The following is a 16865-nucleotide window of genomic DNA, read 5'->3' on the forward strand; positions in this document are numbered from 1 at the left end:
GATGCGCACGGCCGCGCCAGCGCGTACCGGCCCGGAGCGGCTCGCCGCTGCGCCGCTGCCGCGCCCGGCGCAGTTGGCCGCCCTGGGCACGGTGTTGTGTCTGTACCGTGCCCGCACCGGCGCCGAACTGATCGGCTGGCGCCACGCCTGCAGCGTGGCCGCGCACCTGGACGTGGACAGCGATGGCGTGCTGGAGAGCGTGCGCTTCTACGACCGCCAACAGCAATGCTGCTGGCGCCTGTACCTGCTGCCCGACAGCGATTTCGTCGCCTGGGACATGCTGCTGTCGGCGCTGCCCGCGGCGCAGGATGCTGCCGATGGCGGCGTCGCCGAACGGCTGTGGCGGCGCGTCGCCGGCCGCCTGCGCGGCGATGGCTGGCATGCGCGGGCGCTGCGCCTGCACGCGGCCGATGGCGTGCTGGCGGCCAGCGTCGCCGGCGTGTCGCCGCTCGGTGCCAGCATCGCCCGCCGCATCGCACGCCTGGAGGCCGCCGAGGGCGATGTGCTGGTCGACGACTGCTGTTGCGCCCGCGCCGGACGCCCTGCGCCGCGCCCCGGTCCCGACCGGCCGTGGCCGCTGCTGCGATTGTGAGCGGTCGCTTCGTTTCCTCGTTTCCCATCAACCAAGACCCCTCTCTCGATGATGAAAGCTCCGCCCCTGTTCTGCGCCCTGCTGCTTGCCGGCAGCCTTCCCGTCCACGCCGAGAGCGCCGATCCGGCGCGCGACCGTGCCAGCATCCTGGCGATGCAGGGCGAGTACACGGTGGCGTTCGCCTTCGACGAGACCGTGCTGCTGCAACCCGGCTACGTGCGCGCCGCACCGATGCGCAGCGGTGGCGACGAAGTGGTGATCGTGGTCGAGGACAGTCCGCGCAAGGTGGTGCTGCAGCATCTGCTGGTGGAGCCCAAGAGCGGCCACGTGACCAAGCACTGGCGCCAGGACTGGATCTACGAGGCGCCGCAGCGTTTCGAGTTCAGCGCCGACCAGACTTGGCAGGTGCGCCCGCTCGACGCTGCGGCCACCCGTGGTGCCTGGACCCAGTGCGTGTACGAGGTCAGCGACGCGCCGCGCTACTGCGGCACCGGGCGGTGGGACTATGCCGATGGCCATCCGACCTGGACCAGCGACCTGAGCTGGCGCCCGTTGCCGCGCCGCGAGTACACCAAGCGCAGCGACTACAACGCGCTGGCGGTGATCAACCGGCACACGCTGACCCCGGCCGGCTGGACCCACGAGCAGTTCAACACCAAGGTGCTGCGCAAGCCCGATGGCAGCCAGCAGGCCATCGCCCGCGAGTTCGGCTTCAACGACTACGTCAAGACCACGGCCGTCGACTTCGCCCCGGCCTACGCCTACTGGAAGGCGACCCAGGGCTACTGGGCCAGGGTACGTGCGCGCTGGGACGGCCTGCTCGGCAAGCCGCCGGGCGTGCAGCTGAAGACCAAGGTCGACGGCATGGCGATCATCGTGCCGCTGTTCGGGCAGGCCGAGGCGGTGCAACAGGGCAAGCCGGTCAGCGATGCGCAACTCGATGCGGTGTTCGCGCAATGGACGGCGCCGGCACCGGCCGCGCGCTGAGCACAGCGCCGGCAACACAGCCAGGGTGGGGAAGGCGGCCGGGATGGCGCCTTCCCCTTTTTCTTGCGCGTGTCGCGTCCTTTCGATACACCTTTCCGAGGCACGACACGCGTTGCGGCCATCGTCGCCACGGACTGCCGTCGAGCGCCGGCGGCGACAGCATCACATGTCGCGCTCCTCCAATCCCAAATCCCGATTCCCCACTCCCGGCTCCTTCACTGCTCGCGCAAGGCCAGCGCCGGCGGCGTGCGCAGGATGCGGCGCGTCCCCGACCAGCCGGCGAGCAGGCTCAGCGCCACGCCGCCCAGGCCGCCGAGCAGCAGCGCCGGCCACGGCGGCGACAGCGCGAGGTCGAAGGCCTGCTTGGCCACCACCACGCCGATGATCGCCGCCGCGCCCACCGCGAGAATTGCCGCGAGCAGGCCGAGCGCGCCGAACTCCACCAGCACCGCGCCGCGCAATTGCCCGCGCCGCGCGCCCAGGGTGCGCAGCACTGCGCTGTCGTAGCGCCGCTCGCCGGCAGTGGCCTGCAGGGCGGCCAGCAACACCAGCGCACCGGCCAGCAGGCTGAAGCCCATCACCAGTTGCACCGCCTGGGCGACGCGGTCGATGACCTCGCGCACGCGCTGCAGGATCGCGTCGATGTCCAGCAGCGACACGTTCGGATAGGCACGGCTGAGCCCGCTCAGTTGCGCGGCCGAGGCGCGCGGCAGGTGGAAGGCGGAGATCAGGTTGTACGGGGCATCCTGCACCGCGCCGGCGTTGAGCAGCAGGAAGAAGTTGACCCGGAACGAATCCCAATCGGCCTTGCGCAGGCTGGTGACGGTGAAACTGCGCTGCTGGTCGCCGAGCAGCAGGGTGATGCGGTCGCCGAGCTTGAGCCCGTAGCGCTGCGCCCAGCCTTCCTCCACCGAGGCCTCGGCGGCGGTGCTGTCGGCGGCCCAGAAGCGTCCGGACAGCAGCCGGTTGGCGGCGGGGAACTCGTGCCGCCAGGAGAAGTTGATCGGCCGGTCGCTGCCGTCGCCATCGTCCTCCGGCCCCTGTTCGCGGCGCTGCGGCGGCTTGCCGTTGATCGCCACCAGCTTGCCGGTGCTGAACGGTTCCACCGCCGCATCGGCGACGCCGAGCGTGCGCAGGGTGCCGAGCACCTGGTCGGCCTGGTCGGGCTGGATGTTCATCAGGAAGTAGTTCGGCGTGTCCGCCGGCAGCCGGTCGCGCCACTGCCCGAGCAGGCCGGGGCCGATCACCGCCAGCAACAGCAGGGCGCACAGCGACAGCGACAGGCCCACCAGTTGCACCACGCTCAGCGCGCGACGCCGGGTCAGCGCCGCCAGGCCCAGTTTCCAAGGCCCGCGCAGCCGCCCCTGCAGCCGCCGCAGCACCGCCAGCAGTACGCCGCCGACCGCCGCGGCCAGCGCCGCCAGCAGAGTCAGGCCGCCCAGCACCCAGGCCGCCAGCACGCCGTCGCCGGTGGCATACACCGCCAGCACCACGGTGGCGACCAGGGCCGCGGCGTAGACCAGCAGCGAGGTCGGCGGCAGCGCGGCGAAGCTGCGGTTGAGCACGCGCATCGGCGGCACGTCGCGCAGGCGCAGCAGCGGCGGCAGGCCGAAGCCGAGCAGCAGCAACAGGCCGATGCCGGCGCCGGCCAGCGCCGGCGTGGCCTGCGGCAGCGGCAGGCGGTCGGGAATCAGGCTGCCCAGCGCTTCGACCAGGCCGGCCTGGGCCAGCATGCCCAGGCCCACGCCGAGCGCGCAGGCGGGGATCGCCAGCAGCAGCAACTGCACCGCCAGCGCACCGAGGATGTCGCGCTGGCGCGCGCCCAAGCAGCGCAAGACCGCGACCTGATCGATGCGGCGCAGGGCGAAGCGGTTGGCCGCCAGCGCGGTGGCGACGCCGGCCAACAGCACCGCCAGCAACGCGGCCAGGGCCAGGAAGCGCCCGGCGCGGTCGAAGGCGCCACGCACGCCGCGCTGGGTGTCCTCGATGCCGACCAAGCGGTAGGCCTTGGCGCGCGGCGCCAGCCATTCGCGCAGGGCGGCGATCTCGCCGGGCGCGCCGGCGAACATCAGTCGATAGGAGGCGCGGCTGCCGGGGCCGAGCAGGCCGGCGGCATCGACGTCGGCGCGGTTGACCAGCAGTGGCGGCGACAACTGCATCAGTTCGCCGGAGGCATCCGGTTCGGCGCGCAGCACCCGGGTCACGCGCAGCGTGCCGGCGCCGAACTCCAGCGCGTCGCCGAGCTTCAGCCCCAGCGCTTCGAGCAGGCGCGGATCGGCATAGGCTTCGCCGCGCGGCGGTGGACCGGCGCGTTCGCTGCCGGCGCCGACGGTGTCGCGCGCGACCAGCAACTCGCCGCGCAGCGGGTAGCCCGCGCCCACCGCCTTGATGTTGGCCATCTGGCTGGCGTCGCCATGGAACAGCACGCTGGGAAAACTGACCATGCGCGTGCTGCGCAGGCGGCGCCGCTGCGCCTCCTCGGCGAAGGCGGCGGGGATGTCCTGGCGTCCGCTGACGCCGAGGTCGCCGCCGATCACTTCAGCCGCGCTGCCGGTCAGCGCCAGGGTCACCCGGTCGACCAGGGTGCCGACCGCGGTCATCACCGCCACGCCGAGCACCAGCGCGGCGAACACGGTCAGCAGATCGCCGGCGAACAGCTCGCGGCGCAGTGCGCGCGCGGCGTGGCGCAGCACGTTCATGCGGCATCCGCCGCGTCGGCGGCGCGCAGGCGGCCGCCGTCGAGCCGGTAGCGGTGTTCGCAGCGCTGCGCCAGGCGCATGTCGTGGGTGACCAGCACCAGGGTGGTGTCGCTGCCTTCGTTGAGCGCGAACAACAGGTCGCTGATCTGTTGCCCGGTAGCCTGGTCGAGGCTGCCGGTGGGTTCGTCGGCGAACAGGATCCGCGGCCGCGCCACGAACGCGCGCGCCAGCGCCACGCGCTGCTGCTCGCCGCCGGACAGTTGTCGCGGATAGTGCCGCGCCCGCGCGCTCAGCCCGACCGCTTCCAGCACCTCGCGCACCCGCGCCGGATCCTCGCGTCCGGCCAACTCCAGCGGCAGCGCGATGTTCTCGGCCGCGGTCAGCGACGGCAGCAGATGGAAACTCTGGAACACGAAGCCGACCTCGCGCGCGCGCAGCGCGGCGCGCGCTTCCTCGTCCAGTGCATTGAGCGACTGCCCGGCCAGCACGATCTCCCCGCGCGTGGGCAGGTCGAGGCCGGCCAGCAAGCCGAGCAGGGTGGTCTTGCCGGAGCCGGAGGCGCCGACGATGGCGACGCTGTCGCCTTCACCGATGGTCAATCCGACCTTGTCGAGAATGTGGACCGTACCCTCCGGTCCGCTGACGGATTTGCCGACATCGCGTACGTCGATGGCGATGCTGGCGCGAAGCGTGGGGGCCTGACTGTCGATGAGGGAATCTCCAATGCGTGGCGACGAGACGAGAAGCAAGCGGGCCTGGATGCGCCGCGCCTGGCTGCTGCTGGCATGGTGGGTGCTGCTGCCCGCCATCGCCTGTGCCAAAGGTGCGACGGGGCCGGTGCTGGTGCTCGGCGACAGCCTCAGCGCGGCGCACAACATCCCGGTGCAGTCCGGCTGGGTGGCCTTGCTGGACAAGCGCCTTCAACAACAGATGCGGGCGCCACCGGCGGTGGTCAATGCCAGCATCAGCGGCGAGACCTCGTCCGGCGCGCTGACCCGCCTGCCGGCGCTGCTGCAGAAGCATCGGCCGTCGGTGGTGGTCATCGAACTGGGCGGCAACGACGCATTGCGCGGGCTGAGCCCGGCCGAACTGCGTGGCAACCTGGAGAAGATGATCGTGCTCAGCCGTGACGCCGGTGCGAAGGTGCTGTTGCTGGGCATCGACGTGCCGCCGAACTACGGACCGGGCTACCGGCAGCGCCTGCGCGCGGTCTATGCGGACCTGGCCAAGCAGTACCGGACCGGCCTGCTGCCGTTCCTGCTGGAGGGCGTGGCGCTGAACCCGTCGCTGATGCAGGGCGATGGCCTGCACCCCACCGCCGCGGCCCAGCCCAAGGTGCTGGAGAATGTCTGGCCTCAGCTCAAGCCATTGATCGCGCAGTAGTTTTTTTGTTGCTCAGGCAGATGAAGCGGTCTTCACGCCGCCACCACCGCACATCCGGCATGTTTCACAAAGCTGAAGACTGAGGAAGCGTTATGCGTCAGACCAAGGAAACATCCGGGCTCGTGCTGGTCGTGGAAGACAACCGCAATATTTCCGAGATGATCGGCGAGTATCTGGAAGGCCGCGGGTTCGAAGTGGATTACGCCTGCGACGGCCTGGACGGCTATCGCCTGGCGGCGGAGAACAGCTACGACGTGGTGGTGCTGGATCTGATGCTGCCGCGTCTGGACGGCATCGAAGTGTGCCGCCGCCTGCGCAACGACGCGCGCAAGTCGACCCCGGTGCTGATGCTGACCGCGCGCGACACGCTCGACGACAAGCTCACCGGCCTGGGCTTCGGTGCCGACGACTACCTGACCAAGCCGTTCGCGATCCAGGAACTGGAAGCCCGCCTGCGCGCGCTGATCCGCCGCGAGCGCCGCCAGGTCGGCTCGGAAGTGCTGAAGGTGGCCGACCTGGTGCTGGATCCGGTGAGCATGCGTGCCACCCGTGCCGGCACCGAGCTGCAGCTGTCGCCGATCGGCCTGCGCCTGCTGACCATCCTGATGCGCGAATCGCCGCGCGTGGTCACCCGCCAGGAAATCGAGCGCGAGATCTGGGGCAACGGCCTGCCGGACTCGGACACCCTGCGCAGCCACCTGTACAACCTGCGCAAGATCATCGACAAGCCGTTCGACCGCCCGCTGCTGCACACCGTGCAGAGCGCCGGCTACCGCATCGCCGACATCGCCCAGCCGATGAGCTGAGGCAACGCCCGATCGTGGACCCCTCAGCGGCCCCGGTGAACGGGGCCGCTTGCACGAAAGGCTCACGATCGGCCTTCCTATAATCGCGGCAACGATCACGGATGCCGTATGCCGCACGGGTTGCCGCGCAAACTTCGCCTCGCCCTGATCGCCCGCATCGTGTTTGCGGGCTGTGCGGTCACGCTTGCCAGTTATCTGGCGGTCGCGATCGTGCAGCACTCGCTGGTCGGCTCGATCCTGAAGCAGGAGGCGCGCTACTACTGGCGCCTGCGCGCGCAACTGCCGCAGCAGCCGCCGCCAAACAGCCACAGCCTGCGCGGTTATCTGGTGCCGGCCGGGCAATCCGATGCGGCGGTGCCTGCCGACCTGCGCGGGCTGGCACCCGGCCTGCACGAAGATCGCCCCGGCGGCGAGATGGTCCTGGTCGATCAGACCGAAAACGGGCGCCTGTACCTGGTGTTTTTGCGCGCACCTGCGCAGCGGCTGGCGTTCTGGTTCGGCGTGGTGCCGACGTTGCTCACCCTGATCGCGGTGCTGGTGGTGGCCTGGCTGACCTGGCGGGTGTCGCGGCGCTTGCTGTCGCCGATGAACTGGCTGGCGCGGCGGGTGTCGCGCTGGGATCCGCGCCATCCAGCCGCCGCCGAACTGGCCCCGGAAAACCTGCCGGCCGACGTACAGGGCGAGGCGCGGCAACTGGCCGCCGCCCTGCATGCGCTGGCCCTGCGCGTCACCGACCACGTCGCCCGCGAACGCAATTTCACCCGCGATGCCAGCCACGAACTGCGCACGCCGCTGACGGTGATCCGGGTCGCCACCGATATCGCGATGACCGAGCAGGAACTGCCGCCGCGCCTGCAGCGCAGCCTGCAGCGGATCCAGCGCGCCGGCCGCGACATGGAGGCGGTGATCGACGCCTTCCTCATCCTGGCGCGGGAAGCGGACGTGGTGCCGCAGAGCGAACTCTTCGAGATCGCCGACGTGGTCGAGTACGAGGCCGAGAACGCGCGCGAGCTGCTGGCGGACAAGCCGGTGACCCTGAGCGTGCGCGTGCTGGGCTCGGCGACACTGCACGCGCCGCCGCGGGTGTTGCACGTGGTGGTCAGCAACCTGCTGCGCAACGCCTGCAGCTACACCGACGCCGGGCGCATCGAGGTCGAGGTCGAGGCCGACCGCATCCGCATCCGCGACACCGGCATCGGCATGTCCGAAGATGCCTTGCGACACGCCTTCGAGCCGTTCTTCCGCGCCGAGCCGGAGCGCCCGCAAGGGGCGGGGCTGGGCCTGTCGATCGTGCGCCGGCTGTGCGAGCGCTTCGGTTGGCAGGTCGCGCTGGAAAGCGCGGAGGGCGGCGGCATTCTCGCCACAGTGCGGTTCGCCCCGGCGGCGTGAGCGACGGCAGGTCCGTGTCGCAGGTCCGTGTCGGCGCAGGCCGGCACCCTGGCGCTGGCCTGTGCCGGCTCAACGCACCGCAATGGCCGGCGTTCTTCAGGAGGCCGCCGGCCGGTCGTATTCACGCCTTTGGGTGTCCGCCATCCGCCTTCGGCGCGCTGATGCGCACCTTGTCGCCGTCGGTCAGGCCGTCCGGCGGGCTTTCGATCAGGCGGTCGCCGGCGGCGATGCCCGAGCCGAGCTGCACGGTCTTGCCGAAGTCGCGGGCGATGGTCACCGGCTTGAAGGCGACCGTGTCGTGCGCGTCGACCACCGCCACGCGCAGGCCCTTGTCGTCGAACACCAGCGCGCTCGCCGGGACCCGCACCAGCTTCGCGTCGGCCGGCAGATCGAAGCGCACGCTGGCGTAGCCGCCCGGCATCAGCCGGCCGTCCTGATTGTCCACGGCGACCTGGACCAGGGTGGTGCCCGAGGCGGCGTTGACCGCCCCCGACGCGCTGTCGACGACGCCGCTGAAGGTCTGCCCCGGATACTCCGGCACGGTCAGCGTCACCTTGCTGCCGGCGCGCACCGACGGCGCATCGCTCTGCGGCACGTTCACGTACATGCGCAGCTTGTGCGTGTCCGACACGACGAACAGTTCCTGGCCGCCGCCGCCGGCGTTGATCAGCGCGCCGACATCGGTCTCGCGCGCGGTGACGGTGCCGTCGAACGGCGCCACCAGCCTGGCGAAGCCCTTCAGCGCTTCGAGGCGTTCGAGGTTGGCCTGTGCGGACTGGGCAAGGGCGCGCTTGGCGTCGTAGTCGCCGTTCTTCTCGTCCACCGCCTGCTTCGACACCACTTCGGTCTGGCCCATGGTCTGCCAGCGCTTGGCGGTGGTCTGGGCCAGGGCGGCGTTGACGCGGGCGTTGGCCAGGTCGGCCTTGGCCTGAAGCAACTGCTGGTCCAGGTCGGGCGTTTCGATCTCGGCGAGCACGTCGCCGGCCTTCACCTTGGCGCCGATGTCGGCTTTCCACCATTTCAGGTAGCCGCTGGTCCGGGCGAAGATCGGCGCGCGGGCATACGCTTCCAGGCGGCCGGGGAGGTTGAGCACGCCGGCGCCCTGCTCGGTGTCCGGGGTCACCACAGTGACCGTCGGCACCGCCTGGTCGTCGGTCCAGGCGCGCAGCCGCTGCGCGTCGCCGGCGCGCGTGGCGATGCCGGCGACGACGATGGCCAGGACCACGATCAAGGCAATGACGCCGGCCAGGCGGAGACGGCGCGGCGAAACGGGGGGCGACAGATCAGGCGACATGCGGGGACGCTCCGGAGGCGTGTGCCGTCGGCGAGGACGGCTGGGAACCACGGCGGTGGATGAGGCTGAAGACGATCGGCACGAAGAACAGCGTGCTGACGGTGGCGAAGATCAGACCGCCGATGACGGCCCGGCCCAGCGGCGCGTTCTGCTCGCCGCCTTCGCCCAGGCCCAGCGCCATCGGTGCCATGCCGATGATCATCGCCAGCGCGGTCATCAGCACCGGGCGGAAGCGCACGAAGCCGCCTTCCAGCGCCGCCTTCGCCGCGTCGCCGTGCTCGGCGAGGCGCTCGCGGCAGAAGCTGACCACCAGGATCGAGTTGGCGGTGGCCACGCCCATGCACATGATCGCGCCGGTGAGCGCGGGCACCGACAGGGTGGTGTGCGTGGCGAACAGCATCCAGACGATGCCGGCGATCGCCGCGGGCAACGCGGTCACGATCACGAACGGATCGCTCCACGACTGGAAGTTGACCACGATCAACAGGTAGATCAGCACGATCGCGCCGAGCAGGCCGAAGATCAGGCCCGCGAACGCCTTGTTCATCGTCTGCACCTGGCCGAGCAGCACCGTGCTGGATCCCTTGGGCAGGAACTTCTGGTCGGCGTCGAGGATCTTCTGGATGTCGGCCGCGACCGCGCCCAGGTCGCGGTCCTGCGGCGAGGCGAAGATGTCCACGGTCGCATTGATGTTGTACTGGCTGACCACCGCATTGGTCGCGGTCCGCGACAGCGTCGCCAGCCCGCCCAGGCTCTGCGCGCCGCCCTGGCCCGCGCTGGGGCTGATCGGCACGTTCTGCAGGTCGGGCAGGCTGTCGAGGCTGTACTGCGGCGTCTGCATCACGATCGGATACGACACGCCGTTCTGCGGGTTCAGCCAGAACGTCGGCGCGATCTGGCTGGAGCCGGCGAGGTTCACGCCCAGGCTGCTGGTGACGTCGCGCTCGGTGATGCCCACCTGTTGCGCGAGGCTGCGGTCCACGTTCACCGCGAAGCCGGGGCTGGACTGCGACTGCTGGATGCGCGCGTCGGCCACGCCCGGGACGCGGCGGATCTCGCGCAGCAGGCGGTTGGCATAGGCGAAGTTGGCGGCGAGGTTCGGGCCGCGGATCTGCAGGTCCACCGGCGCCGGCGCGCCGAAATTCAGGATCTGGCTGATGATGTCGGCCGGCGGAAACGAGAACACCACCGACGGGAACTGCCGCGGCAAGGTCTGGCGCAGCGTGCGCACGTAGTCGGCGGTGGGCGCGTGGCCTTCGCTCAGCGCGATCTGGATGTCGCCGTCCTGCGAGCCGATGGTGCCGGTGTTGTTGTAGGCGTTGTTGATGCCCGAGGACGACAGGCCGATGTTGTCGACGATGCCGGCCAGATCGTGCGGCGGAATGAGCTTGCGCACGGCGCCGGTCACGTCGGCGAACAGGTGCGCGGTTTCCTCGACGCGGGTGCCGACCGGCGCGCGCACGTGCATCAGGATCTGGCCCGAATCCACCGACGGGAAGAAGTTGCGGCCGAGCATCGGCAGCAGCAGGAACGACAGCGCCACGCACAGCATGAAGCCGGGCACGAACATCCTGCGGCGCAGCAGCGCGGTCTCGAGCAGGGCGTAGTAGCCGGCGCGCAGCCGCTCGAAGCGCTTTTCGAAACCGCGCTGGAAGCGCACCAGCGGATTGCGCGAGGGCGGCTGGCCATGGCCGTCGCCGTGCATGTCGGTATGCGGCGCATGCGGACGCAGCAGGTACTTGGCCATGGTCGGCACCAGCGTGCGCGACAGGATGAACGACGCGATCATCGCGAACATCACCGCTTCGGCCATCGGCACGAACAGGAAGCGCGCCACGCCTTCCAGGAAGAACATCGGCACGAACACGATGCAGATGCACAGCAGCGAGACGAAGGCGGGCGTCACGATCTGCGAGGCGCCGTCCAGGATCGCCGTCTCCACCGACTTGCCCTGTTCCAGGTGCCAGTTGATGTTCTCGATGGTCACCGTGGCGTCGTCCACCAGGATGCCCACGGCGAGCGCCAGGCCGCCCAGGGTCATGATGTTCAGCGTCTCGCCGATCGCCGACAGCGCGGCGATCGAGCCGAGGATCGCCAGCGGGATCGAGATGGCGATGATCAGCGTCGAACGCCAGCTGCCGAGGAACAGCAGGATCATCAGGCTGGTCAGCGCCGCGGCGATCACGCCCTCGCGCGCCACGCCCTCGATCGCGCCGCTCACGAACAGCGACTGGTCGCCGATGGGAACGATGCGCAGGTCCGGCGGCAGCGCCTCCTTCATCGCCGCGACCCGGTCCTTGATGCCGGCGATGATCGCCAGCGTCGAGGCCGAGCCGTTCTTCATCACCGTCATCAGCACCGAGCGGTCGCCGTTGACGTGCACGATGTTGGTCTGCGGCGGCGCGCCGTCGCGGACATGCGCCACGTCGCGGATGAACACCGTGGCGCCGTCGACCGTCTTCACCGGCAGGTTGCCCAGTTCCTGGATGTCCGACGGTGCGTTGTTGAGCTGCAGCGTGTATTCGTACTTGCCGATCTTCTGCGTGCCCACCGGGGTGATGAGGTTCTGCGCCGCCAGCGCGTTGGCCACGTCCTGCGCCGAGAGGCCGCGCGCCTGCAGCGCCGGCGGATCGATGTCGATCTGCACCTGGCGGGTCTTGCCGCCGAACGGATACGGGATCGCCGCGCCGGCCACCGAGGTGAGCTGCGGACGGATGATGTTGAGGCCGAGGTCGGCCAGGTTCTGCTCGGTGAGCCCTTTGCCGGACAGGGCCAACTGGATGATCGGCACCGTGGAGGCGTTGTAGTTGAGGATCAGCGGCGGCGTGGTGCCTTGCGGCAACTGCCGCAGCATGGTCTGCGCGACGGCGGTGACCTGCGCGTTGGCGGTGCGGATGTCGACGTTGGGCTGGAAGAAGATCTTGATGATGCCGAAGCCCTGGATCGACGTGGCCTCGGTGTGCTCGACGTCGTTCACGGTGGTGGTGAGCACGCGTTCGAACGGCGAGCTGACGCGGCCGGCCATCTGGTCGGGCGGCAGGCCGTTGTACTGCCAGACCACGGCGATCACCGGGATCTTGATGTCCGGGAAGATGTCGGTAGGCGTGCGCAATGCGGCGAGCGGACCCACGATCAGGATCAGCAGGGCCAGGACGACGAAGGTATACGGTCGCGTCAGTGCGATCCGGACAAGGCCAATCATTGGAGGAGTGGTTCCGTGCGCGAATGTTGCGTCGCGGCGAATTCTGCCTGCGGCGCGCTTGCTGGCCGCATTAAGATTTATTTAGACATCCGTCCCGGGGCCGCAAACGCTCGATGGTTCAACGACTTGTACGCCGGCCGCGGCATGCGCCGCAAGCCGCGTGTCCGGCGCTGCCGGGGCGCGCGCGGGGGCAGGTGGAGAGAGGCGTGCGACGGCGGACCGGGTGTGCCCCGTTTCAGGCAGGGCGGGGCGCGCAGCCCGCGGACGGCGTGGCCGCGGCGGGCGGGCAGAGCAGCGAGAACACCGCCCCGCGCGCGTCGCCGCCCACCTGCAGCGTATAGCCGTGCAGGCGCACGATGGCGCTGACGATCGCCAAGCCCAGCCCGCAGCCGGGCTTGGCGCGCGTCTGGTCGACGCGGTAGAACCGGCGGAAGATCGTCTGGCGCTCGTCGGGGGCGATGCCCGGCCCGCTGTCGGCGATCTCGAGACGGGCGTTGCCGTCCTGGTCGGTGCCTGCGCGCAGATGGATCGTTCCGCCGTCGGGCGTGAATTTGATGGCATTGCTGACCAGGTTGGCCAGCGCCTCGAACAGCAGGTGCCGATCGCCGTGCACGGCCGGCAGCGGCTCCAGGGCGAGGTCGAAGGTCTGGCCGCGGTCCTCGGCCAGGGGCGCGTAGAAGGCGTGGACCTCGTGCAGCAGAGGCGCGAGGTCGATCGTCGAGAAGCAGGCGCTGCGCTGGCGGTCTTCCAGTTCCGACACGCGCAGCAGCGCGCGGAAGCGGGTCAGCACGGTGTCGATCTCGCCCACGCATTCGTCCAGCTGCGCGCCTTCCGGGCGGTCGGCGAACTGCTGCTGCAGCCGGTGCAGGCGCGTGCGCATGCGCGTCAGCGGGGTGCGCAAGTCGTGGGCGATGTTGTCGGTGACGCCCTTCACTTCGCCGAGCAGGCGCTCGACCTCGCCCAGGGTCCTGTTCACCGTGGCCGCCAGCAGATCCACCTCGTCGCCGCGCCGGGACACCGGCAGGCGCACGCTGAGATCGCCACGGTGGATGGGTTGCATGGCCTGCTGGATGGCGCGGATGCGTCGGGCCGGGCCGCGCGCGATGAGCAGGCCGCCGAGCACGCCGGGCAGCAGGGTCAACGACAGGCCCCACAGCAGTCCGCGGTAGATGATCGCGGTCAGTCCGTCGATCACGGTACTGGCCTTCGCCACGACCAGGCGACGGCCGTCCGGGAGTTGCCGGGCGATGCCGCGCGCCCGGGTCTGGCCGCTGCGCCCGCTGCCGATCAGCGTGGCGTTGACCACGCCGACGCTGCCATCGGCGGCCATGTCCCGGGGCACCTCGGCGATGTTGCCCGCGATGCGGCGTCCCTGCGCGTCGAACAGGCCGACCCACATGAAGCCCTGGATGTCGATGGCGTTGGCCTGGCCCACCGTGTCGGCCAGGCGCCTGGGGTCGGTATGTTCCAGGTAATGGATGCGCGCGACCAGCATCTGGTCGATCACGTGCGAGAGGTAGCGGGTGGACTCCCACTGCACGATGCCTAGCAGCACGATGCACCAGATCGCGAACAGCGACCCGTAGATCAGGATCAGCCGCGAGGTGGCCGACCGCCAGGCGTCACTCAGCGGGACCAAGGACATACCCCGAGCCGCGCATCGTGCGGATGAGCGGCGGCTGGCCGTTGCCGTCGATCTTGCGGCGAAGGCGGCCGATGTGGACGTCGATCACGTTGGTGCCCGGATCGAAATGGAAGCCCCAGACATGCTCGAAGATCATCTGTCGCGTCACCACCTGGCCGGCGTTGCGCATCAGGAATTCGAGCAGGCGGAACTCGGTGGGCAGCAGGGTCAGCGGCTGGCCGTTGCGCAAGGCGTTGTGGCGGACCAGGTCGAGTTCCAGGTCCGCCACGCGCAGGCGGGTTTCGGGCGCGTTCGCGCTGCGGTGGCGGCGCACCAGCACTTCGGCGCGCGCGACCAGTTCGTCGGGCGAGAACGGCTTGGTCAGGTAGTCGTCGCCGCCCGCACGGAGGCCGCGCACGCGCTCGTCCACCTCGGAGAGTGCGCTGATCATCAGCACCGGCGTCTGCACCGCATGCTTGCGCAGTTCGGACACCACGTCGATGCCATCCATGCCCGGCAGCATGCGGTCGAGGGTGATGATGTCGTAGCCATCGGCCAGCGCGCGCTGCAGGCCGTCGCGTCCGTCGGCGATCCAGTCGGCGCTGAAGCCGTGCGCGCCGAGTTCCGCGACGATGTCGCGGGCGGTCACTTCATCGTCTTCGATGACCAGGGCCCTGGGCATCCGGGCTTACTCCAGGCCGGAGACGGCGACGCGCGACTGCCGGCGCGTGCTGGCCGCGCCGGCACGCCCCCGGTCTTCATGCAGGCGCGCAAGGCCGCTCATCGGCGTGTCAGGGGCTCAGGTAGGGCCGCAGGGTGTCGCGCCACAGCGCGTAGCCGGCCGCGTTCATGTGCAGCTTGTCCGGGCCGAACAGCTCGGCGCGCGGCTGCCCGTCGGCGCCCAGCATCGGCGTGTACACGTCGACGAACTGCACCTGCTTCAGGCCGGCAGCGGCCTTGCGGATCAGCGCGTTGGCCTCGGCCATCTTCGGCATCAGCGCCGCGCGCGAGGGGCTGGGCTTGATCGACAGATAGACGATGCGGGTCTTGGGCAGGTCGCGATGCACGCGGGTCACGAAGGCTACGAAGTCGTCGCGCACCTGCTGCGGGCTGCGGCCGCTGTTGAGGTCGTTGTCGCCGGCGTAGAACACGATCAGGCGCGGCTTGTACGGCACCACGATGCGGTCGGCATACCAGGTGCTGTCACGGATCTCCGAGCCACCGAAGCCGCGGTTGAGCGTCGGCACGCCCGGAAAATCCGTGGCCAGCGAGGTCCAGAAGCGGATCGAGGAACTGCCGACGAACAGCACGCCACCGGGTTTGACCGGATGCGCGGCATCGTCCTTGGCGAAGCGCGCCATGTCTTCTTCCCAGGCCGCATTGGAGACCTGGTCGGGCACGCTGGGAGGTGGGGGAGGGGTGAGCGCCAGTGCCGGCGACAGGCCCAGCAGGGACAGGCTGAACAGACTCAGGGCGAGCAGCGGTGCGCGCAGCGGCGAACGGGGCATGACGCCTCCTCGAAGCAAGGGGATCGGCGATGGTGCCGCAGGTGCCGCATGCAGGCAAATCCGTGGCAATGCCGGCGGTGCCGCGGGGCTTGTGGCAAAATTGCCGCCTATCCCGCTGCGCCTTGCCCATGACCGATTCCTTCCGGCCGTCGTCGTCGCGTCCCCGTTCCCTGGGGCGGGGCTGAGCCGTGGCCGACCAGTTCGGGCATCTGCCGCGTGGCCCGCGCCGCATGCTGATGGCGGCACGCTGGTCGTGGCAGGGGCTGCGCGCGGCCTGGCTGCACGAGTCCTCGTTCCGCCTGGAGGTGTGCCTGTTCCTGATCCTGGCGCCGCTGGCGCTGTGGCTGGGGCAGGGGCCCGTGCAGCAGGTGCTGATGATCGGCTCGCTGCTGCTGGTGCTGGCGGTGGAACTGCTCAATTCGGCGATCGAAGCGGTGATCGAGCGCTACGGCCCCGAGCATCACGAACTGGCCGGCCGCGCCAAGGACATGGGCTCGGCCGCGGTCTTCGTGATGCTGGCCAACGTGGTGCTGTGCTGGGGCCTGATCCTGCTGCCGCGCTTGCTGTGATCGCCGCCCGTTTCTTCTTCTGTTAAAGGATCCGACGCCATGGCCCTCGAGTTTCTCGCCGACCCCAACACCTGGCTGACGCTGTTGACGCTGAGTGCGTTGGAGATCGTGCTGGGCATCGACAACCTGGTGTTCATCTCCATCGCGGTGGGCAAGCTGCCGGAAGCGCAGCGACCGGCCGCGCGCAAGTTCGGCATCGCGGTGGCGTGCCTGACCCGCATCGCGCTGCTGGTATCGCTGGCGTTCCTGGCACGCATGCAGGGCGAGCTGTTCAGCGTCGCCGGCATGGGCATCTCGATCCGCGACCTGGTGCTGATCGTCGGCGGCCTGTTCCTGCTGGTGAAGGGCACCATGGAGATCCGCGAGCTGATCACCGGCGGCGAGGACGAAGACCCCACCACCAGCAAGGCCTCGGGCGTGTTCTGGATGGTGATCGCGCAGATCGCGGTGATCGACATCGTGTTCTCGCTGGATTCGGTGATCACCGCGGTGGGCATGGCCCAGCACATCCCGGTGATGATCGCCGCGGTGCTGCTGGCGGTGGCGGTGATGCTGCTGGCGGCCAACCCTCTGGGGCGTTTCATCGACGCCAACCCGACGGTGAAGATGCTGGCGCTGGCCTTCATCCTGATGATCGGCGTGGTGCTGATCCTGGACGGCCTGGACGTGCACGTGCCCAAGCCCTACATCTACGCGGCGATGGGCTTCTCGGTGCTGGTGGAGTGGCTGAACCTGCTGATGCGCCGCCGCGCGGCCGCGCACCAGGTGCCCGGCGCCGGGAAGTGGTGAGCCACCACTGAGGTCGGCTGCGT

The 16865-nt window shown here is 69.9% G+C and carries 14 protein-coding genes; 7 read left to right on the top strand and 7 right to left on the bottom strand.

Annotated features, from left to right (window positions below):
- Position 1 precedes the first annotated feature (1 nt).
- Together PIQ37_RS08380 and PIQ37_RS08385 are read left to right on the top strand one after the other, a co-directional pair.
- The gene (locus PIQ37_RS08380) at positions 2 to 592 is read left to right on the top strand and encodes a Hemin transport protein (protein WP_342073105.1); all 591 of its coding nucleotides are present in this window, start codon (positions 2 to 4) and stop codon (positions 590 to 592) included.
- A 48-nt stretch (positions 593 to 640) separates the two neighbouring features.
- On the top strand, positions 641 to 1579 hold the full coding sequence (locus tag PIQ37_RS08385) for a DUF6607 family protein (protein WP_342073106.1): 939 nt from the start codon (positions 641 to 643) through the stop codon (positions 1577 to 1579).
- Between the two features lie 215 nt (positions 1580 to 1794).
- Here the strand turns inward: PIQ37_RS08385 and PIQ37_RS08390 are convergent, their stop codons facing one another.
- Positions 1795 to 4278, bottom strand: coding sequence for an ABC transporter permease (locus PIQ37_RS08390; protein WP_342073107.1), 2484 nt, complete (start codon positions 4276 to 4278; stop codon positions 1795 to 1797).
- Complete coding sequence (locus PIQ37_RS08395) at positions 4275 to 4877, bottom strand: ABC transporter ATP-binding protein (protein ID WP_152180359.1); 603 nt, start codon at positions 4875 to 4877, stop codon at positions 4275 to 4277. The genes PIQ37_RS08390 and PIQ37_RS08395 overlap by 4 nt, the downstream gene beginning before the upstream one ends.
- A 109-nt stretch (positions 4878 to 4986) precedes the next feature.
- Here PIQ37_RS08395 and PIQ37_RS08400 point away from each other — a divergent pair, with 109 nt between their 5' ends.
- The 3 genes from PIQ37_RS08400 (at position 4987) to PIQ37_RS08410 (ending at position 7856) form a co-directional block, all read left to right on the top strand.
- Positions 4987 to 5661, top strand: coding sequence for an arylesterase (locus PIQ37_RS08400; protein WP_407136604.1), 675 nt, complete (start codon positions 4987 to 4989; stop codon positions 5659 to 5661).
- A 92-nt stretch (positions 5662 to 5753) separates the two neighbouring features.
- Positions 5754 to 6467: a response regulator transcription factor gene (locus PIQ37_RS08405; protein WP_003481607.1), complete on the top strand. Its 714-nt coding sequence runs from the start codon at positions 5754 to 5756 to the stop codon at positions 6465 to 6467.
- Between the two features lie 108 nt (positions 6468 to 6575).
- On the top strand, positions 6576 to 7856 hold the full coding sequence (locus tag PIQ37_RS08410) for a sensor histidine kinase (protein WP_342073109.1): 1281 nt from the start codon (positions 6576 to 6578) through the stop codon (positions 7854 to 7856).
- Between the two features lie 121 nt (positions 7857 to 7977).
- Here the strand turns inward: PIQ37_RS08410 and PIQ37_RS08415 are convergent, their stop codons facing one another.
- The 5 genes from PIQ37_RS08415 to PIQ37_RS08435 form a co-directional block, all read right to left on the bottom strand.
- Positions 7978 to 9150, bottom strand: coding sequence for an efflux RND transporter periplasmic adaptor subunit (locus PIQ37_RS08415; protein WP_342073110.1), 1173 nt, complete (start codon positions 9148 to 9150; stop codon positions 7978 to 7980).
- Positions 9140 to 12352, bottom strand: coding sequence for an efflux RND transporter permease subunit (locus PIQ37_RS08420; protein WP_342073111.1), 3213 nt, complete (start codon positions 12350 to 12352; stop codon positions 9140 to 9142). The genes PIQ37_RS08415 and PIQ37_RS08420 overlap by 11 nt, the downstream gene beginning before the upstream one ends.
- A 235-nt stretch (positions 12353 to 12587) precedes the next feature.
- Entirely contained in the window at positions 12588 to 13997 is a 1410-nt protein-coding gene (locus PIQ37_RS08425; RefSeq protein ID WP_342073112.1) for a HAMP domain-containing sensor histidine kinase, read from the bottom strand.
- Positions 13975 to 14658 (bottom strand): response regulator transcription factor, encoded by a 684-nt coding sequence (locus tag PIQ37_RS08430; protein WP_342073113.1) that lies wholly within the window; start codon positions 14656 to 14658, stop codon positions 13975 to 13977. The genes PIQ37_RS08425 and PIQ37_RS08430 overlap by 23 nt, the downstream gene beginning before the upstream one ends.
- Before the next feature lie 109 nt (positions 14659 to 14767).
- The gene (locus tag PIQ37_RS08435; RefSeq protein ID WP_342073114.1) at positions 14768 to 15484 is read right to left on the bottom strand and encodes an SGNH/GDSL hydrolase family protein; all 717 of its coding nucleotides are present in this window, start codon (positions 15482 to 15484) and stop codon (positions 14768 to 14770) included.
- 188 nt (positions 15485 to 15672) lie between these two features.
- Here PIQ37_RS08435 and PIQ37_RS08440 point away from each other — a divergent pair, with 188 nt between their 5' ends.
- On the top strand, positions 15673 to 16053 hold the full coding sequence (locus PIQ37_RS08440) for a diacylglycerol kinase (protein ID WP_010342212.1): 381 nt from the start codon (positions 15673 to 15675) through the stop codon (positions 16051 to 16053).
- A 39-nt stretch (positions 16054 to 16092) separates the two neighbouring features.
- Entirely contained in the window at positions 16093 to 16842 is a 750-nt protein-coding gene (locus tag PIQ37_RS08445; RefSeq protein ID WP_010342213.1) for a TerC family protein, read from the top strand.
- Positions 16843 to 16865: the final 23 nt, after the last annotated feature.

The sequence above is a fragment of the Xanthomonas protegens genome, assembly GCF_038442435.1.
Classification (GTDB): Bacteria; Pseudomonadota; Gammaproteobacteria; order Xanthomonadales; family Xanthomonadaceae; genus Xanthomonas_A; species Xanthomonas_A sontii.